The organism is Chryseobacterium antibioticum, from assembly GCF_012927325.1.
Classification (GTDB): Bacteria; Bacteroidota; Bacteroidia; order Flavobacteriales; family Weeksellaceae; genus Chryseobacterium; species Chryseobacterium antibioticum.
This window is the reverse complement of record NZ_JABBGI010000006.1, coordinates 1-23,639: the sequence shown is the minus strand read 5'-3', so window position 1 is coordinate 23,639 and position 23,639 is coordinate 1. Positions and strand designations below refer to the sequence as shown.

General features: G+C 38.2%; 20 protein-coding genes and 1 pseudogene. 17 read left to right on the top strand and 4 right to left on the bottom strand.

Translation table 11 applies throughout. From position 1 onward, the window contains the following. The first annotated feature begins 27 nt into the window (after positions 1-27). From HHL23_RS05930 to HHL23_RS05875, 12 genes are all read left to right on the top strand, one after another. A complete protein-coding gene (locus tag HHL23_RS05930) occupies positions 28-2,148 on the top strand; it encodes a T9SS type B sorting domain-containing protein (protein WP_169233891.1) in 2,121 nt (706 codons plus the stop codon). Positions 2,149-2,424: 276 nt separating this feature from the next. Then, positions 2,425-4,014, top strand: a complete 1,590-nt coding sequence (gene dnaB, locus HHL23_RS05925; protein ID WP_169233890.1) for a replicative DNA helicase — start codon at positions 2,425-2,427, stop codon at positions 4,012-4,014. A gap of 86 nt (positions 4,015-4,100) precedes the next feature. After that, positions 4,101-4,577 (top strand): ribonuclease HI, encoded by a 477-nt coding sequence (rnhA, locus tag HHL23_RS05920; RefSeq protein WP_169233889.1) that lies wholly within the window; start codon positions 4,101-4,103, stop codon positions 4,575-4,577. Between the two features lie 159 nt (positions 4,578-4,736). Continuing rightward, the gene (locus tag HHL23_RS05915) at positions 4,737-6,989 is read left to right on the top strand and encodes a T9SS type B sorting domain-containing protein (RefSeq protein WP_169233888.1); all 2,253 of its coding nucleotides are present in this window, start codon (positions 4,737-4,739) and stop codon (positions 6,987-6,989) included. Positions 6,990-7,227: 238 nt separating this feature from the next. Continuing rightward, positions 7,228-9,489 carry a T9SS type B sorting domain-containing protein gene (locus HHL23_RS05910; protein WP_169233887.1) on the top strand — a complete coding sequence of 754 codons (2,262 nt, stop codon included), beginning with the start codon at positions 7,228-7,230 and terminating at the stop codon, positions 9,487-9,489. Positions 9,490-9,618: 129 nt separating this feature from the next. Next, positions 9,619-10,245, top strand: coding sequence for an NAD(P)H-dependent oxidoreductase (locus HHL23_RS05905; RefSeq protein WP_169233886.1), 627 nt, complete (start codon positions 9,619-9,621; stop codon positions 10,243-10,245). A 30-nt stretch (positions 10,246-10,275) separates the two neighbouring features. Further along, a complete protein-coding gene (gene nadB / locus HHL23_RS05900) occupies positions 10,276-11,847 on the top strand; it encodes an L-aspartate oxidase (protein ID WP_169233885.1) in 1,572 nt (523 codons plus the stop codon). A gap of 11 nt (positions 11,848-11,858) precedes the next feature. Further along, complete coding sequence (nadC, locus tag HHL23_RS05895; protein ID WP_169233884.1) at positions 11,859-12,719, top strand: carboxylating nicotinate-nucleotide diphosphorylase; 861 nt, start codon at positions 11,859-11,861, stop codon at positions 12,717-12,719. Between the two features lie 208 nt (positions 12,720-12,927). Then, the gene (locus HHL23_RS05890) at positions 12,928-15,516 is read left to right on the top strand and encodes a TonB-dependent receptor (RefSeq protein WP_169233883.1); all 2,589 of its coding nucleotides are present in this window, start codon (positions 12,928-12,930) and stop codon (positions 15,514-15,516) included. A 94-nt stretch (positions 15,517-15,610) separates the two neighbouring features. After that, complete coding sequence (locus tag HHL23_RS05885) at positions 15,611-16,042, top strand: hypothetical protein (RefSeq protein WP_169233882.1); 432 nt, start codon at positions 15,611-15,613, stop codon at positions 16,040-16,042. Between the two features lie 75 nt (positions 16,043-16,117). Beyond that, on the top strand, positions 16,118-17,110 hold the full coding sequence (locus HHL23_RS05880; protein WP_169233881.1) for an aspartate-semialdehyde dehydrogenase: 993 nt from the start codon (positions 16,118-16,120) through the stop codon (positions 17,108-17,110). 53 nt (positions 17,111-17,163) lie between these two features. Next, positions 17,164-18,165: a cation diffusion facilitator family transporter gene (locus HHL23_RS05875; RefSeq protein ID WP_169233880.1), complete on the top strand. Its 1,002-nt coding sequence runs from the start codon at positions 17,164-17,166 to the stop codon at positions 18,163-18,165. A 24-nt stretch (positions 18,166-18,189) separates the two neighbouring features. Here the strand turns inward: HHL23_RS05875 and HHL23_RS05870 are convergent, their stop codons facing one another. Further along, positions 18,190-18,618, bottom strand: a complete 429-nt coding sequence (locus tag HHL23_RS05870; RefSeq protein WP_169233879.1) for an exosortase F system-associated membrane protein — start codon at positions 18,616-18,618, stop codon at positions 18,190-18,192. Then, positions 18,605-19,135, bottom strand: a complete 531-nt coding sequence (gene xrtF, locus HHL23_RS05865) for an exosortase family protein XrtF (protein WP_169233878.1) — start codon at positions 19,133-19,135, stop codon at positions 18,605-18,607. The genes HHL23_RS05870 and xrtF overlap by 14 nt, the downstream gene beginning before the upstream one ends. Before the next feature lie 255 nt (positions 19,136-19,390). On the opposite strand from xrtF, the gene HHL23_RS05860 reads away from it, so the two are divergent. The 5 genes from HHL23_RS05860 (at position 19,391) to HHL23_RS05840 (ending at position 23,066) form a co-directional block, all read left to right on the top strand. Continuing rightward, on the top strand, positions 19,391-20,410 hold the full coding sequence (locus HHL23_RS05860; protein ID WP_169233877.1) for an aminoglycoside phosphotransferase family protein: 1,020 nt from the start codon (positions 19,391-19,393) through the stop codon (positions 20,408-20,410). Between the two features lie 132 nt (positions 20,411-20,542). Continuing rightward, entirely contained in the window at positions 20,543-20,950 is a 408-nt protein-coding gene (locus HHL23_RS05855; protein WP_169233876.1) for a RapZ C-terminal domain-containing protein, read from the top strand. Between the two features lie 111 nt (positions 20,951-21,061). Continuing rightward, positions 21,062-21,775 (top strand): nucleotidyltransferase family protein, encoded by a 714-nt coding sequence (locus tag HHL23_RS05850; protein WP_169233875.1) that lies wholly within the window; start codon positions 21,062-21,064, stop codon positions 21,773-21,775. 9 nt (positions 21,776-21,784) lie between these two features. Further along, on the top strand, positions 21,785-22,537 hold the full coding sequence (locus HHL23_RS05845; RefSeq protein ID WP_083563964.1) for an LOG family protein: 753 nt from the start codon (positions 21,785-21,787) through the stop codon (positions 22,535-22,537). Positions 22,538-22,595: 58 nt separating this feature from the next. Beyond that, positions 22,596-23,066: a DUF6702 family protein gene (locus HHL23_RS05840; RefSeq protein ID WP_228464645.1), complete on the top strand. Its 471-nt coding sequence runs from the start codon at positions 22,596-22,598 to the stop codon at positions 23,064-23,066. Between the two features lie 99 nt (positions 23,067-23,165). On the opposite strand, the gene HHL23_RS05835 is transcribed toward HHL23_RS05840, so the two are convergent. Beyond that, positions 23,166-23,513: a hypothetical protein gene (locus tag HHL23_RS05835; RefSeq protein WP_169233873.1), complete on the bottom strand. Its 348-nt coding sequence runs from the start codon at positions 23,511-23,513 to the stop codon at positions 23,166-23,168. Continuing rightward, positions 23,510-23,639 (bottom strand): annotated as a pseudogene (locus tag HHL23_RS05830) (ISAs1-like element ISPto5 family transposase); the annotation flags it as partial. The pseudogene HHL23_RS05830 and the gene HHL23_RS05835, both read right to left, overlap by 4 nt.

The window sequence follows — 23,639 nt, the reverse complement described above, 5'->3', positions numbered from 1 at the left end:
ATCTTGTTTCACAAAATCATTTTAAACATGAAAAAAACATTACTTCTTTTAATTTTATTTATAACACAGGTGTTTTATGCACAGTCCGATTGTGTCTCCGCAATCCCTCTTTGCGGAAATTCGGACATCTTCTATACGCCTACGGGACATGGAAATATTGAAGAGGAGCTGTCTGAAAATGGATGCCTGAGCAGCGATGAAAATTACTCAGTATGGTATACTTTTACGGTGGCAACATCAGGTACCCTGGCATTTACTATTGACCCTAACGTTAATACTGATGATTATGACTTCGCTGTGTATGGCCCTACAACCAATGGCTGTACCTCTTTAAATAGCGGCAACACCTTTGTAACACCGATAAGATGTAATTACCACGGCACAGGTACTTCACAGGGGAATACGGGGCTTTCTTTAACGATACCGCCGCCTCCACCGCCAAATACCAACGGAAGTGCAGGAAACCAAAGCGAATGGAGCCCGCATATGGTAGTACAGGCCGGTGAGACCTATTATCTTATTGTAGACAACTTCAGAAGTTCACCAAATGGATTCTCACTAATCTGGACAGGTACCGCAAGTTTAAGCTCTGCGTTCAATGATCCTGTTCTGGCACCTAATCCTTTTATCCCACCTGGAATTCCAAATGCTGATGCTACACAACCAAGCGACATTATGGTATGCGGGCTTCCGTCACAGTTTAATTTCAATACACTTACTGCCGGTATCATCAATGGAAACAATCCTAACTTCCAGGTTACGTACCATGACAATACGAACGATGTTGTTACAGGAGAAGATCCTCTTAACATTGCAACAGTAAATGGAACAACCACGTATTACTACAGAATCCGATATCTGGATCCAGACAACCCGGACAATGCTGTCAACAAGTGTTTCATAAGCGGTAAGTTTAAATTTGTAGATGCAAGCATCACAGCAAAAAATGCAACTATTTTCGCATGTAATAATAATGGTGAAGGTACAGGAAAATTTGATCTGACAACAGCAGATGTATTTACGGGCGGCACCAAAAAATATTACCCTACCCTTGCTGATTTAAATGCTGACACGAATGAGATCACGAATCCAACCAACTATATTTCAGCTCAAAAAATAGTATACGCAAAAGTAATTTCTGCATTTGGATGTACTGCTATAGGAAATATTACATTATCATTCCACCCGGTAGTTACACTAAGAGATGCCCTGATGGAAGAGTGCTATATTGAAAACGACATCGTGCAGGCTAAATTTGATCTGACACTAGCCGATGTAGGAGCTATTGCAGGGCAGACTAAAAAATTCTATAAGACATTAAATGACGCAACAGCTGAAACTAACCCAATTGCTACACCTAATGCTTATCTTACTACAAACACCGAAGTCTATGTAAGGGTTACAAACGCTAATCAGTGTTATGATATCGCTAAGATTACATTAAAAGTTCTTCCTCCTGTAAAATCTGCAGTATTGAAAGACAAAACGATCTGCGCTGAAGCAAAAACAACATTGGATGCAGGACCTGGATTTGATGGATATGAATGGAGCACAGGTGCTACTACACAATCCATCAGCAATGCAGGAATAGGTATTTACTGGGTAAAACTGAAAACAGGAAAATGCTTTACGCTTCAGACTGTAACCATTTTTGCTTCGACGCAACCGGTAATATCCAGTGTAGAAATCACCAACAATACGATTACAGTAAATGCTTCAGGTGGAACATCTCCTTATATGTACTCAACAGATGGAGTGACATGGCAGGCAACTAATTCGTTCAGCGGACTTCCTAGAGGAGAGAATAAAATATTCTTAAAGGATTCTTTCAACTGTACTCCTATCCAGATCACAGTTACCGTTCCGAATCTGGTCAATGCAATCACTCCGAACGGCGATAAAGTGAATGACGAGATCGATTACTCTGCTCTGTCTTACAAGAAAAACCTTGTGTTTATAGTATATGACAGATATGGAAACAAGCTTTATGAAGCGAACAAAATGAGAGATTACAAATGGGACGGAACAGCTTCCGGTAAGAAAATCCCTACAGGTACTTACTGGTACTCTATCTCATGGAACGAAAACGATAAGAACAGTACTGAAACGAAATATTCAGGATGGATACTGGTAAAGAATAAAGAATAAATCTACTCTTATATCAAACAAAAAAAAGGCTGTCATTTGCGACAGTCTTTTTTTGTGTGCCTTATTTTCATTTAACTCAAAAAATCATATTGGGTCATGTAAATAGTCAAAAAAATATTAATCATTTTCATCTGAATGAATATTACTTATTGAAAATTTTCTATTTTTGATCCCCAAATTTTTATCAACATCTTTTTGGTTCTGTTCATTATGCATCAGGAGGATTGCTGATAACTTGTTAGTTATTATTTTTTTTAAATAAACTATCTTTGCATCATGGCGCAGAAAGAAACATTATCATCCCTAACGCATGGAAACTTTGCAAGAGAGCTATCTATTGCGGATGGAAAAATGCCTCCCAATGCTGTAGATTTTGAAAGACTGGTTATAGGAACTTTTTTGATTGACAAAAAGGGACTTGACCACTCTATTGACCTTCTTACTCCGGAAGTATTTTATGACCCAAGACATCAGGTCATTTTCTCCACGATCTTAAAGCTTTACGAAGCTAACCATCCGGTAGACCTTATGACGATTATTCAGGAGTTAAAAAAAGAAGATAAATTAAGTCAGGCCGGTGGAGATCATTATCTCATTGATCTTACCATGGGCGTGAGTTCATCTGCCCATATTGAATACCACGTACGTGTTATCCTAGAAAAATATATCTTAAGAAGCCTGATCAATGTTTCTGCCAATGTCATTGATTCTTCCTATAAAGAATCTACGGATGTTTTCGAACTTTTAGACAAGGCGGAACAGTCGTTCTTTGAGATCACCAACGGAACGATCAAAAAAGGATTCGACACTGCCAATTCATTGGTAAAACAGGCTATTGAAACGATTAAATCTCTGAAAGATAAAGAGGGCCTTTCGGGAGTTCCCTCAGGATTTAGAGATATTGATAAAGAAACAGGAGGCTGGCAAAATTCCGACCTCATCATTATCGCAGCTCGTCCGGCGATGGGTAAAACAGCGTTCCTTCTGTCTATGGCAAGAAATATTGCCGTAGACCACAAAATTCCTATGGTGCTTTTCTCTCTCGAGATGGCATCGGTACAGCTAATCACTAGGATGATTGCTTCTGAAACGAAAATTTCTTCTGAGAAACTGAGAAAAGGAACTTTGGATGACGAAGAATGGCAGAGACTTTTCTCCAATGTATCGGAACTGGAAAACGCACCCCTTTTTATTGACGAAACGCCTTCTCTTTCGATATTCGACTTTCGTGCAAAATGCCGAAGACTGGTTATGCAGCACGGAGTAAGACTAATCATGGTCGATTATCTCCAGCTGATGACCGCAGGAAGTGGAGGAAAAGGAGTTGGAAACCGTGAACAGGAAATCTCCATGATTTCGCGTTCATTAAAAGCTATTGCAAAAGAACTTAATGTACCGGTTATTGCTCTTTCACAGCTGTCCAGAAGTGTGGAAGCCCGCCCGGGAAAAAGACCTCAGCTTTCTGACCTTAGGGAATCCGGAGCGATTGAGCAGGATGCGGATATTGTATCCTTTATTTTCAGACCGGAATACTATAAAATTGCAGTATGGGATAATGACGAAGAAGGTGCAGAAACGCCAACGGAAAACCAGGCCGAGCTGATCATTGCAAAACACAGGAATGGTGCCACAGCCGATGTGAGATTATCATTCTTAAAACATTTCGCAAGGTTTGGTGATATTGAAGCAGCTTTTGATGGCGGATTAGGAGGTCATCCTTCCCATTTCGGATCTAACGAACCCAGTGGTTTCGATAAAATCAAGACGACTATTCAGCCGGGTGCAGCATTTGATCTGCCGGACAGCTCAAAGCTTTCAGGATCTTCAATGAATGATTTCGATGACGATGATGATTTCCCTTTCTAGAATTTACAGCATTTTAAATTAAATAACAGTTTAGTTTTCCTTAAATTTATTTTAGATGGACTACTAATTTATATATCCCTACACTTTTGAGAATAGAAATATATACCGACGGTGCATGCAGCGGAAATCCCGGAAAAGGAGGTTATGGAATTCTCATGCGTGTTCCCGAAAAGAACTATCAGAAAACATTTTCCAAAGGTTTCAGAAAAACCACCAACAACAGGATGGAACTTCTGGCTGTTATTTCCGCCATGGAAAAACTAAAGTCTTCGGAGAACGATATTCACATTTATACAGACAGCAAATACGTCGCTGATGCAGTGAACCAAAACTGGATCGCAGGATGGATCAAGAGAGGATGGAAAAATGTAAAAAATCCTGACCTTTGGAAAAGATTCATTGAGATGTATAATAAGCACACCCCGAAAATGCATTGGATAAAAGGCCATGCAGGACATTTTGAAAATGAGCTTTGCGACAAACTCGCTGTAGCTGCCGCAGCCTCCACCGATCTGGAGATCGACGCCTATTTTGAAGGCCTGGAGAACAACTCTCTTTTTTAATGAATCTAAATTCATATTCACAATATTAAACATTCACCTGCTTATTATGTTATTTATTGAAAAATAACTATCATTTTCAGTAAAATTAACATTAAACACACATTAATTAATTGGGATTTAATATATTTACAGTATCTAATTAAAAGTAATCCCAATTCAATGAATAAACTTTTACTGTCTTATATTTCTCTTCTTCTGCTCTTTCTGTCAGGAGGACTACTTTCCCAAACGTATGAACTCACCGGAAATCCGGTCAACACCACAGGATGGACAATGGTTTCCCCTACACAGGTAAGCGGTGATTTTGTTCAGCTCACTCCGGACGCCAATGATAAATCAGGATCTATAAGACTGAACGATCCCATCAACTTAAAATACTGTGATAAGTGGAGAGTGGAGTTTGATTTCAGAATGGATTCTAACCAAACTTCAAATGGGGACGGAATTGCATTTTGGTACTTAGCCAATCCACCAGTGGCAAGTGTACTGGGTTCCGGTCTCGGAGTTTCCCAAAATGCCGTTGGCTTTATTGCGGGATTTGATACCTATAACAATACAACTACAGCTACAATGAGTAAGGTACATGTAGCTTACGGACAGGTTGTCAATACCACAGACACCAACAATGTAGAGTTCTTCAACACTGCCGGAAGTTCTTTTCACTCACCAGATCTAAACACAACAATCCCTTTTCAGGGAACCACCTATAAACACGTTGAAGTAACCGCTCAGGTAGACCCTGCCATTCCAGCCAACTGGATTGTAAAAATAACAATTGATGGCACACTAATTTGTAATCAATCTTTTGCTCCTGCGGGAACTGCAGCTGCTATGACAGTGGGGTACTTCGGATTTTCTGCTTCCACAGGTGGAGCAAGATCAAGACATTCTATTAAAAACGTAAAAATCTATACCGATAAAGTTCCTATTTTACAAACTACGGCTACACAGTCTTTTTGTCCAAACCCTACAACCGGATTCGGATCTGTAAACTTAACGTCTTTTAATTCTCAATTTGTAAACAATCCCTCCAACTATACATTCACCTATTTACAGGGCTCAACTCCCATTGCAAATCCTACGAACTACCAATTCAATGCGAACACTACAGTTACCGTGGTTGTAAAGGACAATGCAGGAATATTATGTGATAACCCGGATGGAAAGATCCTATTGGTTCTCGCCCCTCTTACCCTTACTGATAAAACTTTAACAGTATGTAATAATAATAAAGCAGGAATCGGATTATTCAACCTCAACTCGGCAGATGTAGCAGTCGGACTTACTGTGGTCAAAAAATATTACAAAACACTGAATGACCTGAATGCCGGAACAAATGAAATTCAAAATCCAGGGACTTACACTTCTGCAGCAGGGATTGTTTACGTAAAAGTAACGACACCGCTGGGATGTACCGGTACCGCAAAAATTACACTGGCATTTTACCCGGACACCCCGGTCAAAGAGGCTACACTACGTTCATGCTTCCTGCAGAATAATATCACCAGTGCAGTATTTGACCTGACTTCCGCTGACGTAACAACATTGACAAGCGGTTTTACTAAAAAATATTACACCTCCGTAGCCAACGCCTTAGCCGGAACCAACGAGATCGCAAATCCGACTCAGTATATGTCTGTAAGTACTGCAGTATATGTAAAAGTAACAGATGCTACCGGATGTTTTGCTGTGGCAAAAGTTAATCTTGTTGTATTGCCACCTGTAACATCTACCGTTTTAAAAGACAAAACAATCTGTATTGACGGAAGAACTGATCTGGATGCAGGACCTGGCTTTAACAGTTATGAATGGAGCACCGGAGCAACAACTCCATCTATCCAGGGAGTTGGCGTAGGTCTTTATTGGGTAAGATTAAAAACAGGAGACTGTATTGCTACACAGATTGTAAAGGTTATTGCTTCCGCCAACCCTGTTGTTACAAGCATCGACATCAACAATACAACTATAACCGTCAATGTATCAGGAGGAACACCACCTTATAAGTATTCTTTAAACGGGATCGACTGGCAAGATTCAAATATTTTTGCGGGACTTCACAGAGGCGAAGCTAAAATTTTCGTGAAAGACTTTTACAACTGTACACCCGTTGAAGTACAGATCACCGTTCCGAACCTGATCAACGCCATCACACCAAACGGGGACAACGTCAATGACTTTATTGATTATTCTGCACTCGCCTACAAGAAAAACCTGGTTTTTATAGTGTATGACAGATATGGCAATAAACTTTACGAAGCCGGCAAAACAAGAAATTTCAAATGGGACGGAACAGCCTTCGGTAAAAAGATTCTTACAGGAACTTACTGGTACACTATCTCATGGAACGAGAATGACAAAAACAACACAGAGACCAAATACTCAGGCTGGATTTTAGTCAAAAACAGGGAATAAACTTCTATTATTAAAAAATCACTCTTTTTCCGGAGTGATTTTTTAATACCGCTAAGGATATGGGTTTATTTTTTTCACCCCAAATAACAAAAAAACAATATTGTTTTAATTATTCTATCAATTAATTAAAATTAACCTGAAATTGACAATTTAAACCAAACAATTGACAATTATTCATTATATAATGCCACACAAAGTAAATACATTTATACCAATAACCTCAAACTAATCGCTTCACATGAAAAGAAAACTACTCATTTATTATTTAACCATTTTATTAGGTTTTTCAGGACAAGTATTTTCCCAAACGTACCAGCTCGCAGGAAATCCTGTCAATACTACAGGCTGGGACCTTGTTTCGAATGCAGCCGTTGACACAGACTTCATACGTCTTACTACAGACAATACCAGCTTATATGGAGCTATAAAGCTAGCCACTCCTATCACATTAAGTTATTGTGATAAATGGAAAGTGGAATTTGACTTTAGAATCGATGGAAATGGCACCACTCAATTTGGAAGAGGAGACGGTTTCACATTCTGGTACCTGGTCAATCCCCCTACAGGATTTGTATCTGGTGGAGGGCTTGGAATCCCAGGGAATGCATCAGGACTCATGGTAGGATTTGATATCTTCAACAATACCACAGAAGGTCAGATGAGCAAAATACATTTGCTTTACGGAACCAATGACACAGCCGGAAATAATATTGAATACAACAATACTGCGGGTAGCACATTCCATTCTCCTGATCTAATCGCCACGCAGCCCTTTGTAGGACCAGTCTATAAACATGTAGAAGTAAACGGAGAAACAGACCTTACCAATCCTACAAACTGGATTATTAAAATTAAACTGGATGGTGTCCTTATTGTTGACCAGTCGTTTGCCCCCTCAGGAGGAGCAATAGGAATGTCACAAGGATATTTCGGTTTTTCGGCAGCTACCGGAGGCGCGAGTGCGAGACATTCGATCAAGAATGTGAAAGTTTTTGTAGATAAAGTTCCTATCCTGAACGCAACCGTTACTCCGTTTGTATGTACAAATCCTGCAACCGGAACCGGAACAGTGGATCTAACTTCTTTCAATTCACAGTTTGTCAATAATCCCGGAAACTATGTATTCACTTACTATGTATCAGGAAGCTCAACACCGATTACCAACCCTACCAACTTCCCGTATTCAGGGAACACAACCATTAAAGTCGTCATCAAAGATCCAAGCTCAACGCTCTGCGACAATGGAGACGGAGTCATACAGCTCAACCCTACACCATTTGCTGCAACGGATGCTACACTTACAGGATGTAACAACAATAATGCAGGCACTGCCACATTTGACCTTACGACAGCAGCATTAACAACAGTTCCGGGATGCACTATGCAATTCTACAATACGATGTATGACCTGAATGCAGGGATCAACCAAATTCCAAACCCTACAGCTTATGCATCACCAGCTGCCGTATTATTTGCAAAAGTAACCACTCCTCAGGGATGCGTAAGCACCGCAAAAGTGACCCTGAATCTTAACCCGGTTGTAGTCGTTACTGATGCTTCGTTAAGATCTTGTTTCCTTGAAACTAACCCTTCATTGGGAACATTCAATCTAATCAATGCTCCAGTAACAACATTAACAGGAGCAACGAAAAAATACTATCCGTCTCTGGCAGACGCTCAAAACGGAACCAATGAAATTTTAAATTTCTTGACCTATACGGCACCATCCGGAGTCATTTATATCAAGGTATTCAATGCACAGGGATGTTATTCTATTGCTAAAGTAACACTGACCGTTTTGGCACCGGTTCTGTCCAGCGTATTAAAAGACAAGATCATCTGTATTGAAGACAAAACCACATTGGATGCAGGACCTGGGTTCACTTCATATCTATGGAGCACCGGGGCAACGACACAGTCTATTACCAATGTAGGCGTAGGAAGCTACTGGGTAAAACTGAAAACCGGAGACTGTACTGTACTTCAGACAGTAAAAGTATATGCTTCTGAGCAGCCCGTAGTTACCCATATTGACATCTCAGGAAATACAGTGACTGTTTTTGCCAATGGAGGAACTCCTCCTTACCAATATTCAATGGACAATATACACTGGCAGGATTCTAATGTATTCCCCAATGTTGCCAGAGGGGAAACTAAGATCTTCGTAAAGGACAACTATGATTGTGAACCTATTGAGATCAATATTACTGTTCCGAATCTGATCAATGTAATTACTCCGAACGGAGACGGTGTGAATGACGCCATCGATTATTCAGCACTTTCCAATAAGAAAAACCTGGAAATCGGAATCTTCGACAGATATGGCTACAAGCTTTTCCAGGCTGATAAATCAAACAGATACATCTGGGACGGAACTACCAACGGAAGCAAGAAAGTCCCTACCGGAAACTACTGGTATTCTATCACATGGAATGAGAACAACAGCAAGAATACTCCAATCAAATTCTCAGGTTGGATTATGGTAAAAAACAGAGAATAAATTTAAATTGATTATTTTTAAATACCCTGGGATCGCTCCAAATTTGGAGTGATCCTTTTTTTGTTCTTATCAAGGTATATATTTCATTTTAAAGCTACTTTATTCGTATTCAATTCTTAAATTTGTCCTATGAATTATTTGGAAGCTTTGAGCAGAAGATATTCTGTGAAAAAATTTAATCATGAGATCATTCCTCAAGACACCCTGCACAATATTCTTGAGTCAGGAAAGCTGTCTGCAAGCTCGCTTGGACTTCAACCGTACAAAGTACTGGTGGTTGAAAGTGAGGAAATGAAACAGAAATTGATTCCGGCTTTCTATAATCCTTCACAAATTTCGACATGCTCGCACCTCATCGTCATCATTTCAAAGAAAATGATTGAGGAAAGCTATATTCACGGCTATTTTAATCATATTTCTGAGGTAAGGGAAACTCCTGTGGAAAAACTTGACCTGTTCAGAAAAAGCATTAACCAACATATCACCCAGAAAACACAGGATGAAATTTTCAACTGGGCAGAAAAGCAGTCTTATATAGTACTGGCCAATCTGATGTACGCCGCTGCTATTGAAAATATAGATTCGTGCCCTATGGAAGGCTTCCGGCAGGACCTTATAGAAGAGATCCTCAACATCAATCCAGAGACAGAAAAAGTAACCGTGACCCTCGCTTTAGGCTACCGTTCTGAAGAAGATCATTTCCAGCACATGAAAAAAGTAAGAAAACCAAACGAAAAATTGTTTAAATTTATTTAATATTTAAACGATCGTACCTAAAGCAAGCATATGATAAAAGCGGATGTATTAGTAATTGGTTCCGGCATCTCGGGACTTTCCTATGCCATTAAAGTTTCTGAACAGTTCCCTGATGCGAAGATCATCATCGTCACAAAATCTGATGAAGACGAAAGCAATACCAAATATGCACAGGGCGGATTGGCCGTGGTCACCGACTTTAAAAATGATAATTTCGAAAAACATATCGAAGATACGATGCGTGCCGGAGACGGAGAAAACAAACGCCATGTCGTAGAAATGGTCGTAAAGGAAGCCCCGGCAAGATTCAACGAAATTGTAGAATGGGGTGCGAATTTCGACATGAAAAATGGCGAATTTGCTTTAGGAAGAGAAGGCGGCCACACAGAAAACAGGATTGTTCATCATAAAGATATTACAGGATTTGAGATCGAAAGAGCTTTATTGGAAACAGCTAACAGCAGCCCCAATATCGAGATTCTTGATCACCATTATGTCATTGACATCATTACCCAGCATCATGTTCCGGGAAAAGAGGTGAGCCAAGGCGACATCAACTGTTATGGAGCCTATATCCTTGATGAAAAATCAAAAAAGATTAAAAAGATCACTTCAAAAATAACATTGGCAGCTACCGGAGGGGCAGGACACGTTTATAAGAACACCACCAATCCTACCATTGCTACCGGAGACGGAATCGCTTTCGTAGCACGGGCAAAAGGTAAGGTTTCCAATATGCAGTACTATCAGTTTCATCCGACCGCATTGTACAGTAAGATCAACGGGATGCTTTTCCTTATTTCTGAAGCAGTAAGAGGAGATGGCGCCAAATTAAGAACCAAAAAGGGTGAAAAATTCATGCATAAATATGATGAGCGTGAAGAATTAGCCTCCAGGGATATTGTGGCCAGAGCTATCGATAACGAAATGAAAATTTCCGGAGACGAATATGCCGGCCTCGACTGCCGCGAGATGGATCACGAAAGATTCCTGGAACATTTCCCGAATATTTATAAAAAGTGCAGAGAAGAAGGAATTGATCCTTTTACCCAGCTGATCCCTATAGTACCTGCATGCCATTATCTGATGGGCGGTATTGAAGTAGACCGTGACGGACAGTCTTCTATCAGAAATCTTTTTGCTGTAGGAGAATGTACCAACTCAGGACTTCATGGCGCTAACAGACTCGCTTCCAATTCTTTACTTGAAGGATTGGTTTTTGGTCATAATGCCGCTATAAAGACCATTTCTCTGCTCAAGGAAAACAATTTCAATTTTGAAGACTTGAAAGCTGTTCCGGAATGGAATGAAGAAGGAATGAAGATCATGGATGAAATGGTTATCGTAAGCTACCTCAGAAAACAATTACAGGAAATGATGAGTGATCTGGTAGGTATAGTAAGAAGTAACAAACGTTTGAATATGGCTCTTCAAAAACATCAGGAGATCGCAGCAGCCGTTGATGAAATTTACCACTACTCTATTCTTTCACCACAATTATCTGAATTAAGAAATCTAACAACCGTTGCTCATCTTATCATTACCCAGTCTATGGAAATGACGGAAAATAAAGGAGCATTTTATAATAAAGATTTAGCCTAAAAGCATTAATAATGAAAAGACCAAGCTACGCTACAGATAAAACATTAAAAACGTTTATCAAAAACGCCTTAGAAGAAGATATCCAGGATGGCGACCACTCTACCCTTTCTACTATTCCAAAAGATTTGGAGCAGAGTGCTAAACTTCTGGTAAAGCAAGACTGTATTTTGGCAGGTGTTGAGCTGGCAGAAATTATTTTTAAGACTTTCGACAAGGATTTAAAAGTGGAGATCTTCATTAAAGACGGAGAGGCAGCTAAAGTTGGAGATATCGCTTTAATTGTAACCGGAAGTGCAAGATCTATTCTTTCTACAGAAAGGCTTGTCCTGAACTGTATGCAGAGAATGAGCGGAATTTCTACTCTTACGCACGACTGGGATTCCCGATTGGTAGGAACCAAAACAAAGCTTTTAGACACCAGAAAAACAACACCGAATTTCAGAGTATGTGAAAAATGGGCCGTCGCGATAGGCGGCGGAACTAACCACAGATATGGCCTATATGACATGATCATGCTGAAAGACAACCACATTGACTATAACGGAAGTATTACCAATGCTGTAAAAATGGCCAAAGACTACGTTAAAAAGAATAAGAAAAAATTAAAGATTGAGGTTGAAACAAGAAATATGGAAGAAGTAAAAGAAGCCATTAAAGCAAAAGTAGACAGAATCATGCTTGACAATATGAATGTAAATATGATGAAGCAGGCTGTAGAAATGATCAACGGTTCATGTGAGTCTGAAGCTTCAGGTGGAATTACCCGTGATATGTTAAAAGAAATTGCATCAACCGGCGTAACGTATATCTCTGCGGGAGCCCTTACCCACTCGGCTGAAAATATTGATTTGAGTCTCAAAGCCGTGAAATAGCGTTATATTTTTAATAAAAACAGCCCCTGTTTATTAAAAACTCAATAATATGATTTTTTTCATATTAAAATTCAATTTTTATATACCATGCTGATTATCAATAATATATCATTATTAAGATTGAGTAAAAATTAACATACAGTTAATATTAGTTAAATTTTATTTTGCGAATTTTGCAGAAAATTAAATCTAACTATTACTAACGATTATGAAATTAATCAACAAATCGATACTGACTGTAGCTATTACCCTGTCTACAGCTAGTGTTTATTACGCTCAACAAGTTCAGGATACTGTATCAAAGTCCAAAGACATTGACGAGGTAATCTTAAGAGGTGTTACTGATATCGCTAAAGATAGAAAAACACCAGTAGCTGCATCTACCATCAAAGCAGCACAGCTTGTCGAAAGATTAGGAAATCAGGAATTACCTGAGATTTTGAACACTACTCCATCTGTTTACGCTACAAAATCCGGAGGTGGTTTTGGTGATGGAGGTCTTACAATCAGAGGTTTCGAATCTAGAAACATCGCTGTAATGGTTAACGGTATGCCTGTAAATGATATGGAAGGCGGAGCTGTTTATTTTTCAAACTGGACTGGATTAGCTGATGTAACAAGTACATTACAGGTTCAAAGAGGTCTTGGTTCTTCTAAGTTAGCAATTGCATCTGTAGGAGGGACAGTAAACTTCCTTACACGTTCAGCTGATATGAAAAAGGGAGGAGCTATAAGATTAGGAGTTGGTAACGACGGTTATTTAAAGTCATCTTTTGCTTACAATACAGGAAAATCTGATAACGGTGTTTCTGCATCATTCTTAATGAGCAGACAAGCAGGAAGTACTTATATTGAAAATACAGATTATGAATCTTATGCATACTTTTTAGCATTAGGTTATGAAATAAATAAAAAACATAACTTACAGTTCACGATAACGTCTGCTCCTCAGTGGCACGATCAAAGAACTTTTGCTCCTACGATTCAAAATTATATTAATTATAACCCTGATCATGACGGAGATCCTTACAGAAAGTATAACTCTGATTTCGGATATTATACCGATGCTTCTGGAAAAAGAGTCCCTTTAGCTAACAGATCCAACTATTATGCAAAGCCTGTAATGATGTTAAACTGGGATTGGACAATGAACGAAAAGTCTAAATTAAGTACAGTTTTATATATGTCAAACGGTAGAGGTGGTGGAACTGGCGAACTTGGTAGAGTTGGCAATAAATCAATCACTGATGCAAGTTTCCTTGACACTGAAGGTCATTTCAATTATGATAAAATTTTCGCAGCTAATGCAGCCGTGAATTTAAATACAGCAGGTGCAGGAAGTACTCTTGTTCGTAGATCAAATATCAATTCTCACAACTGGTACGGTATCTTGGCTAACTTCCAACACAAAATCAATGACAACTGGAACTTCTCTGTAGGTACAGATGATAGATATTACTACGGGTACCATTATCAGGTCCTTACTGATTTATATGGCGCTGCAGGATATAAAGACAATGCAAACAAAAACATTACAACTCCAAGAATCGTAAATGCTCTTTATGATTATAAAAAACTTTCATGGAACCCATTCGGAGGAAAACTAGCTCCAGCTGAAGACCAGGTAGGATACAGCAATGATGGAGAAGTTCTTTGGTACAGTGGATTTGCTCAGGTAGAATATACTAAAGATAAATTATCTGCATTCTTACAAGGTTCCGTGTCTAATCAGGGTTATCAAAGAATTGATAATTATGTAGTTGACGGAAGTACATTAAAAGGGCAAACAGTAAACACCAAGACAGGATTCAAAAACCTTTTTGGATATAACGTTAAAGGGGGAGCCAACTATAACATCGATGAGAATCACAATGTTTTTGCCAATTTAGGTTATTATAGCAAACAACCTTTCCTTAATACAGTTTACCCAAGTAATCAACAACTTGTAAACCCAACCTTAACTAACGAAAAAATTTCTTCTGCAGAAGTTGGATATGGATTCAGATCTGCAAAATTCAACGCTAATGTTAACGTATACAGAACTCAGTGGAAAGACAGATGGTTAAGAAAAACCAGCCAAACGTTTACACTACCTGATAATACAACAACTACAGGTTATGCAGAAATAAACGGTATTACAGAGATCCACCAGGGTATAGAATTCGACGGAGTTTACAAACCTTTCAGTTTCTTAGAAGTTCAGGGAATGTTCTCTTGGGGAGACTATTACTATAAAGGAAATGCTTCTGTAGCTGCATTTGATGACAACAACAATCCACTTACTTTAGCAGGTTCTGGAGGGAACGAATTATATCTTGACAAAGTGAAAGTTGGAGGATCAAGTAACAACAGTATTCCTCAGATGACTGCATCATTGGGACTTACTGTAAAGCCTGTAAAGGATCTTAACATTTTTGGAACTTGGAGATATGTTGGTAAACTATATTCAACTGTTGATGTAGGATCATTCACTAATATTGCAGCACAAGACAGAGGAGTATTACAGCTACCTGATTTCAACTTATTTGATGTAGGATTCTCTTACAAAATCAGATTGAAAGATCAAGCTCAATACTTCACTATCGGAGCTAACGTTTATAACTTATTTGATAAGATTTACATCTCGGACTCTGCTACAAGCATATTTGGAACTGATAAAATTACAGCTACAAACGATCCTGACAAAGGAAAGACATATGAAGAAGCTGGAAGAATGTACAACGGAGTTGCAACTGGTAACCGTGCTTATTTCGGATTTGGAACCACATGGGCAGCAACATTGTCATTCAACTTCTAATAAGATCATCATATTAGATTTTATAAATATCTATCCCGGCTTTTCGCCGGGATTTTTGTTATATTTGTGACTAGAAAAAAAAGAAAGAAAGATTATGGATTTTTACACTATTTTAAAGAAAGCTCACGGAGGATTTGGTTACTTAGAACTCCTTTTAGTAACATTATTTGTTATTGCACTTTTAGTAACTATGTTTGGCTTCAGTGGTAAAGTGAACAAATTTTTAAAGAAGACGACTCTCTTTACGATGATTTTCTTCCATGTTCAGTTTTTAATAGGGATCATCATGTTGGTGATTAATTTCACAAAAGGATTGGATATGGGATCAGTAATGAAAAACGCTGACTTAAGATTCCAGTATGTAGAACATCCATTTTCTATGTTGGTCGCTGCCGTATTGATGACGATCATCAATAAAAAAGTAAAGTCTAATGACACTATTTCTTTAGGAATCGTTATCATGGGTCTTATCGCGGTAGGTTTATTTGCATTCGCGTTCCCTTGGATGAGAGTCTTTGGGGCTTAAAAAATAAAATAATAAGTGATCAATCATGAGTTGATAACTTTGTAATAGTTTAACCTTAAATTTTTAATTAAATCAATGAAAGTAGCTGTAGTCGGTTCAACAGGAATGGTTGGACAAGTTATGCTTAAAGTTTTGGAGGAAAGAAACTTCCCTGTAACAGAATTAATTCCGGTAGCATCCGAAAGGTCTGTAGGTAAGAAGGTGAAGTATAAACAGGAAGAATTTACCATTGTAAGCATGAAAGACGCTATAGCTGCCAAACCGGATATTGCTATTTTTTCTGCCGGAGGAGATACTTCTCTTGAATTTGCCCCTCTTTTTGCAGAAGCAGGCACCACCGTGATTGATAATTCTTCGGCATGGAGAATGGATCCTACCAAAAAACTGGTTGTTCCGGAGATCAATGCCCATGTTTTAACTAAAGAAGATAAGATCATTGCCAATCCGAACTGCTCTACCATTCAGTTAGTAATGGTTTTGGGGCCATTGAATAAAAAATATGACCTGAAAAGAGTGGTCGTTTCTACGTACCAGTCTGTAACAGGAACAGGAAAAGCTGCCGTGGATCAGCTCAATGCTGAAATAAGCGGAGATAACAGCGTTGCCAAAGTATATCCTTATCAGATCTTCAAAAATGCACTTCCTCACTGTGATGTATTCAGTGATGATGATTATACTAAAGAAGAGATCAAATTAATGAAAGAACCTAAGAAAATTTTAGGGGATGATACATTCAATCTTACCGCAACTGCAGTAAGAGTTCCCGTTCAGGGAGGGCACTCAGAAAGTGTGAATATTGAATTTGAAAATGAGTTTGACCTTGATGAAGTAAGAAGGATCTTATCTGAAACACCAGGTGTAGTGGTTATGGACAATGTGAAAAACAACGAATATCCAATGCCGCTGTACTCCGAAGGTAAAGACGACGTTTTTGTCGGCAGAATAAGACGGGATCTCTCACAGCCCAAAACGCTGAACCTCTGGATCGTAGCAGATAACCTGCGAAAAGGAGCAGCAACGAACGCTGTACAGATTGCAGAATACTTAGCAGCCAACAACTTAGTTTAAACTAACAAAATAAAAAAGAGTCTCAAAATTGAGATTCTTTTTTTTATCAAACTATGGAAAATAAAAAACCCATCAGTCGCAAAGACAAAATAGGATTCCAAAAGCTTATTGCCGTTTTCGGAGTCATCTTATTCATAGGAAAAATCATCGCGTGGAAGCTTACCAATTCCGATGCGGTATTCTCCGATGCCATGGAAAGTGTCGTTAATGTCATCAGTGCATTTATGGGATTGTACTCCCTTCATCTTGCTTCAAAACCTAAAGACGAAGACCACCCTTACGGCCACGGAAAAGTGGAATTTGTAACATCCGGTATTGAAGGAGCTTTAATAGCCATTGCGGGCATCATGATCATCTATGAAGGCATCAACAGCCTTGTCGTAGGAAAAACACTGGCCAAGCTTGATCTGGGAATATGGATCATTGCGGCAACCGCGATTATCAATTATCTTTTAGGATATATCTCCATTAAAAAAGGCCAAGCTGAAAACTCCCTGGTTCTGGTTTCATCCGGAAAACATCTTCAGTCCGATACCATCACAACATTAGGGGTAGTGATCAGTTTGGTGGTCGTATACTTTACAAAAATCTATTGGCTGGATTCTGTTGTAGCCCTTATTTTTGGGTTCTATATTATCTATGTTGGGTATAAGATTGTTAGAAAATCTTTAAGTGGAATTATGGATGAGCAGGATCCGGACCTTCTTAATCAAATCATCAAAGTGCTGGAAGAAAACAGAAGAATAGAATGGATAGACGTTCACAATATAAAAATCCAGCAGTTTGGAGCCAATCTCCATATTGACGCCCATATTACCTTACCTTGGTACTACAGCCTTCGTGAAGCGCACAATGAAATGGAAAAAATGATTATTCTTTTAGCTAAAAACACGAAAAGAAGCGTAGAATTCAACTTCCATATGGACGATTGCAAAACAGTTTCATGCCCCGTCTGCCAGATCAAAGACTGCCCTGTCCGTGAAAAAGACTTTGTTAAAAGAGTACAGTGGACCCCTGAAAATGTAACAAGCGTAGATAAACATACCATAGACTAACCAATAGATCAATCAACAGTTCGGTTATTTGCCTGTTTGCTTTCTATAATAAAACATCGGAACAATTAGAAGTAGAGCCAGCGGCTGGATCACAAACCTTCTCATATAAAAGGAAAAAAGATAGCCCACATCAAACCGGTCATAGATACAGTAAAGGTAGATGGGGAAAGTAATCACAAAGATAATCGTGATCAGTAATGCTCCCTGTGCCGTCCACTGTTTGTTTTTAAAAAGACATTGAATGATCAGGCACGAAAATAAAAGATTAAGAATAAATCTGAAAAAATGTCCAATAATTAATTTCCCCCATTCAAACTGGGGGAATTCAATATTTTTATTGGCTTCGTGAAAATACCCCAAAAAAGGATCATAGAAAATTTTGTCCTCAAGCACACGTATACTTATAAGACCGCAGATTCCTGCTATGACCAGAAGCCAGTTAAGAATTTTCATTTTTTAAAGCAAAAAATTTGATCCATACCAACCAAAGAACCACTACGCTTCCATAAATAACTGCCGGAAAAATAAAATCATGGAATATTTTTCCGTAATCCTTATAATCCGACATCACAATATTCAGCCCCACAATTCGGAGAAGATTCATAATATATAGCATAACAAGGCCTGCAATGGCAAAAACAAAAGTTTTAGAGCCTTTATAGAATGCAAATACAAATGCTACGAACAGGATCATAACGGAAATGGCATTGCAGCCTTCCACCATTCTTGTCACATAGTTTTTCTTTACATAAAACCAGATCTGTTCATTTTTTACATCATCATAGAGCAACGTAGGAAATCCCGAAACCTTTTGAATGGAGGCAACCTGATCAGCAATTATTCTTGAAAAGGGATCCAGCCCTCCCGCTTTACTGGCATTCAAATAAAACTGATACCCAAAAAGCAGCACCAGATAGATGACGATGAACCTCAGCAAAATGCTTAAAACTGGTTTAAAATCCTTTAACATAATGCAAAGATAAAAATTAGACTGAAATTTAGGCTAAGAAATATTTGATTTCAGATTTCAGACACCAGATATTAGATTTTAGATTTAAAATTATACAGTATAAAAATTTATTTTGCATCAACTTTCAACCAGTACCCAGCAATCTCCAACTTCTAAACCCATACCACCCTCTTATCTCTAAAACTCTAATACCCTCAAACCTTCCCGCCCCAAAACTCGAAACTCCCATTAAATTAGTATATTTGTTTCCATATTATGACTTCCGAAAACACAAAATATTTTTTTGAAAAGTATCTGGGTAAACCATCTTCCGAGTTCGTTACGCTGGCTCAAAGCGGTTCTGCGAGGATAAATTTCCTGGCTCAATCAGGTACCCAAAAATACATTGTCACCCGCAATGAAAATATCCCGGAAAACGAAAGTTTCATCTATTATTCTGAAATCTTCTCTAAACTGGGGCTCAACACCCCTACTATTTTTGCCATTTCAGATGACAGGAAAATCTATGTCCAGGAATTCCTTGGTGAGCAGACCCTTTCCGACATCATTACAAAAGAAGGACTTTCTCCCCACGTAAAAACATTGGTAAAACAAACCCTGGAAAAACTTTTTCAGCTTCAGATCAGCACTCAGGGAAAAATTGATTTCTCAAAAACTTTTGAATATGAAAGGTATGATGAACTTCCCGTGATCCACGATCTGTATTATTTTAAAAACTTTGTAGCAGACGTTCTCGAACTGGAATACCGTAAATCTACACTGCTAAAAGAATTTAAACAGATTGCTACCCATATTGAAAGTCTGGGTCCAAAAGGAATCATGATCCGTGATTTTCAGGCCAGAAATATGATGGTCAATGCAGAAAGTAAAGTTTCGTTTATCGACTACCAGTCTGCTATGGAAGGTCCCCTGATGTATGACGTGATCTCTTTTCTATTTCAGGCTAAAGCTAATTTTCCAGAAGATTTCAAAAATGAAATGCTCGACTATTACATCGGACAGTTTGAAAATGAAGAAGTTAAAATTCAACTAGAAAATTCGGTAAAACCAATCCAAATGATGAGATTCCTACAGGTATTGGGAGCTTATGGTTTTAGAGGATTGATACAGAGGAAACATCATTTTATGTCAAGCCTAGAAAAAGGCATCCAAAATATTACACAGTTTGCAGCATCCTGGGAACAGATGAAAGATTACCCTGAGCTGAAAAAAGTAATTGAGCAGCTGACTTCGGAAGAAGTAAAATTAAAAATTAATACAATTTTAAACAGCTAACTCCAGATTCCATTTGGAGCCTGTAGTACATAAAAAAGATAGTATTAGAAATGTCAGCCTGAGCGAAGTCGAAGGCTTTCATATTAATAAAAAAATAAAAAAACCTTAATGGTTCAAATAAAATAAAGAAGAATGCTACACATCGACATACACAGTTTTTCGTACAAAAAAGGAGGAATTCCTAAGGACAATTCAGGAAACGGCGGAGGTTTTACCTTCGACTGCAGAGGAATTTTAAATCCCGGAAGAATTGAAGAATATAAAATCCAGACAGGAAATGACATCGGAGTTCAGGAATATCTTGAAACAAAAACAGAAATGCCTAAGTTCCTGGAACTGGTAAAATCTATCATCTCTATCAATATAGACAACTATCTGGAAAGAGGTTTTGAAGACCTTCAGATCAGTTTTGGATGTACAGGAGGACAACACAGGTCTGTATATTCTGCCATCAAGATCGCTGAATTCATCAGGGAAAAATATCCCGAAGGCATAGAAATAAGCCTTCACCACGACGAGCAGCACCAACTGAATTCATAAATGATCATTGATAAGAGATAAATGATTACCCTATTTAAACATCAGTTATCACCTATCATTTGCGCGTTTTTGATCATTCATCCATTATCATTCATCCATTATAAATAGAAAATGAAAGCTTTAATTTTCGCTGCCGGGAAAGGCACAAGGCTAAAACCTTTTACGGATCATCATCCAAAAGCACTGGCCAAAGTAAATGGCGTGCCTCTTTTGGAAAGAAATATCAATTATCTTAAAAACTTTGGAATAAAAGATTTTGTGATCAATATCCATCATTTTGGAAATCAGATTGTTGAATTTTTGAATAAAAATAGTAATTTCGGATGCAACATTGAAATCTCCGATGAAACCAATGAACTGCTGGAAACCGGTGGCGGCTTGATTTTTGCAAGAAGATTCCTCGATCACGGGGAAGATTTTCTGATCATGAACGCTGATATTTTAACAGAGATCAATATCAATGCTTTCGTTGAATACCACAAAAAGATAAAAGATTTTGCTACTTTAGCGGTTTCCGATAGAGATAGTTCAAGAAAATTGCTTTTTAACGACGATATGGTTTTGAGAGGCTGGCTTAATGTACAGTCGGGGGAACAGAGGCTTGCAGAATTTAATAAAGGCTTTAAGGCTCTTGCTTTCAGTGGCGTTCACTGTATCAACCCTGCTATCTTTGAAAAAATAAAGAGAACCGGCAAATTTTCTGTTATGGAGGAATATCTGGACCTGATGCAGACAGAACATATCCACGGATTTGTACATGACAGCATCCTGATAGATGTAGGAAGACCAGAATCCGTAATAGAAGCCGAAAAACATTTTAAATAATTTTTTGCAATGGAAATGGATGGAACAAGGGATGAAAGTTTAGTAAATCCGGCACTTGATATTAACGAAACAAAACTTCACAATAGTCTCAGACAGAAAACCTGGGACGAAACCATTACCAAGGACAGCTGGATGGTTTTCAAAGTTATGGCTGAATTTGTAGATGGCTACGAAAAGCTGGCTAAAATCGGCCCATGTGTGTCTATATTCGGCTCTGCAAGGCTAAAACCTGAAAGCAAATATTACGAAATGGCCGTGGAAATTGCTGAAAAGATCACTAAACTGGGCTTCGGAATCATTACCGGAGGCGGGCCAGGGATCATGGAAGCAGGAAACAAGGGTGCTTTTAATGCCCAGGGAAGATCCATCGGACTTAATATTGATTTGCCGTTTGAACAGCATTTTAATCCGTATATTAATAAATCTTATTCTATGAACTTCGATTACTTTTTTGTAAGAAAAGTAATGTTTGTAAAATATTCTCAGGGTTTCGTCGTTATGCCGGGAGGTTTCGGTACATTAGACGAGCTTACAGAAGCAATGACCCTGATCCAGACCAATAAAATCGGTAAATTTCCGATCGTTCTTGTAGGAAGTGAATTCTGGGGAGGATTGCTGGATTGGTTCAAGGCAACTCTGCTCAAAGAAGGGATGATTGCTGAAGATGATCTGGATTTATACAGAGTGGTAGACACGGCTGATGAGGCGGTAGCACACATCAAAGCATTTTACGATAAGTATTCTGTGAATGTAAATTTTTAATTGGCATATTATTTGTGACCTATAATTAGCAAGTATGATTGTAAATCTATTAATTAAGATGAAAAAAATTTTATATATATCAGGAATTTTAACATTTTTTGTGTTAATGAGTTTTATGTATGTAGACTTTTTCTCTTCAATGACAAAAGTGGATTATATAGATGGAAGTAAAACATTGAAGTTTACCACAAAAATGAATACTGAACATATTTCTGATGCTATTAAAATCAATCCTAATACAGCAGGATTTGAAGCAGAGGTTAAAAAATATGTAAACAATAATTTTGATGTGTATATCAATGGTTCTCCGAAAACTATAACATTCACCGGAAGTCAGGTAAGCGGAGAAACGGTATGGGTATATTTTGAAACCGGCGGCGTGCCGGACATTAGTACCATGAAGGTTAAAAATACGATCCTTTTAAGTGCTTTTCCTAAGCAACTCAATATTGTCAGTGTTTCTTACAAAGGAAGCCAGAAAGTAATGAATTTCCAGCGAGGAAAAGAAGTGAATGAGGTCTCTTTCTAATCAGAATAATTTAAAAAATATAAACCACTGCAGATGCAGTGGTTTTTTATTGTATTATGTTCCTTTAAAGCTCTTCATAAGCTCTCTTTAGCTCATATTCTATATCACTTTTATCATACTTAAAAGAATATTGATCAAAGACCAGGTTTCGTCATACATGGTGTATTTCGGATAGATTCTGTGGTGGATAAGAGAATCTGTGATATCATATTTTTCGAGTAAAATAACTCCGTTTTCAATGTTTATAGAGTCAAAAGCCACCAGATATTTTCTGCCTTTCGTAAATTCATCGTCTGCTTTCGACTCTATAATATGACCTCCGTCATACATAAATTTAAAATCATTTCCACTCCGTCCTCTTTCTGTATAATAAGCTGAGGTAACAATTCCCACAGCATATTTGGTATTCTTGAGCATATCCTGATTAGGCCAGGGCAAACGCATCATAAATTAATTAATTTTTCAAGATACCTGTTATCCCATCCTGCTTTTAGGCGCTTTCCTCTAACACCGACTTTGAGCGTTTTCTCATTTTTCAAAAGATTGAGAGCTATTTTAGTAAGTACTGAAAAA

What these genes read in the sequence shown, in the direction of transcription:
- HHL23_RS05930 (WP_169233891.1), top strand. Translation starts at nt 28, where the DNA reads ATGAAAAAAACATTACTTCTTTTAATTTTATTTATAACACAGGTGTTT.
- dnaB (WP_169233890.1), top strand. Translation starts at nt 2,425, where the DNA reads ATGGCGCAGAAAGAAACATTATCATCCCTAACGCATGGAAACTTTGCA.
- HHL23_RS05915 (WP_169233888.1), top strand. Translation starts at nt 4,737, where the DNA reads ATGAATAAACTTTTACTGTCTTATATTTCTCTTCTTCTGCTCTTTCTG.
- HHL23_RS05910 (WP_169233887.1), top strand. Translation starts at nt 7,228, where the DNA reads ATGAAAAGAAAACTACTCATTTATTATTTAACCATTTTATTAGGTTTT.
- HHL23_RS05905 (WP_169233886.1), top strand. Translation starts at nt 9,619, where the DNA reads ATGAATTATTTGGAAGCTTTGAGCAGAAGATATTCTGTGAAAAAATTT.
- nadB (WP_169233885.1), top strand. Translation starts at nt 10,276, where the DNA reads ATGATAAAAGCGGATGTATTAGTAATTGGTTCCGGCATCTCGGGACTT.
- nadC (WP_169233884.1), top strand. Translation starts at nt 11,859, where the DNA reads ATGAAAAGACCAAGCTACGCTACAGATAAAACATTAAAAACGTTTATC.
- HHL23_RS05890 (WP_169233883.1), top strand. Translation starts at nt 12,928, where the DNA reads ATGAAATTAATCAACAAATCGATACTGACTGTAGCTATTACCCTGTCT.
- HHL23_RS05885 (WP_169233882.1), top strand. Translation starts at nt 15,611, where the DNA reads ATGGATTTTTACACTATTTTAAAGAAAGCTCACGGAGGATTTGGTTAC.
- HHL23_RS05880 (WP_169233881.1), top strand. Translation starts at nt 16,118, where the DNA reads ATGAAAGTAGCTGTAGTCGGTTCAACAGGAATGGTTGGACAAGTTATG.
- HHL23_RS05875 (WP_169233880.1), top strand. Translation starts at nt 17,164, where the DNA reads ATGGAAAATAAAAAACCCATCAGTCGCAAAGACAAAATAGGATTCCAA.
- HHL23_RS05870 (WP_169233879.1), bottom strand. Translation starts at nt 18,618, where the DNA reads ATGAAAATTCTTAACTGGCTTCTGGTCATAGCAGGAATCTGCGGTCTT.
- xrtF (WP_169233878.1), bottom strand. Translation starts at nt 19,135, where the DNA reads ATGTTAAAGGATTTTAAACCAGTTTTAAGCATTTTGCTGAGGTTCATC.
- HHL23_RS05860 (WP_169233877.1), top strand. Translation starts at nt 19,391, where the DNA reads ATGACTTCCGAAAACACAAAATATTTTTTTGAAAAGTATCTGGGTAAA.
- HHL23_RS05855 (WP_169233876.1), top strand. Translation starts at nt 20,543, where the DNA reads ATGCTACACATCGACATACACAGTTTTTCGTACAAAAAAGGAGGAATT.
- HHL23_RS05850 (WP_169233875.1), top strand. Translation starts at nt 21,062, where the DNA reads ATGAAAGCTTTAATTTTCGCTGCCGGGAAAGGCACAAGGCTAAAACCT.
- HHL23_RS05845 (WP_083563964.1), top strand. Translation starts at nt 21,785, where the DNA reads ATGGAAATGGATGGAACAAGGGATGAAAGTTTAGTAAATCCGGCACTT.
- HHL23_RS05840 (WP_228464645.1), top strand. Translation starts at nt 22,596, where the DNA reads ATGAAAAAAATTTTATATATATCAGGAATTTTAACATTTTTTGTGTTA.
- HHL23_RS05835 (WP_169233873.1), bottom strand. Translation starts at nt 23,513, where the DNA reads ATGATGCGTTTGCCCTGGCCTAATCAGGATATGCTCAAGAATACCAAA.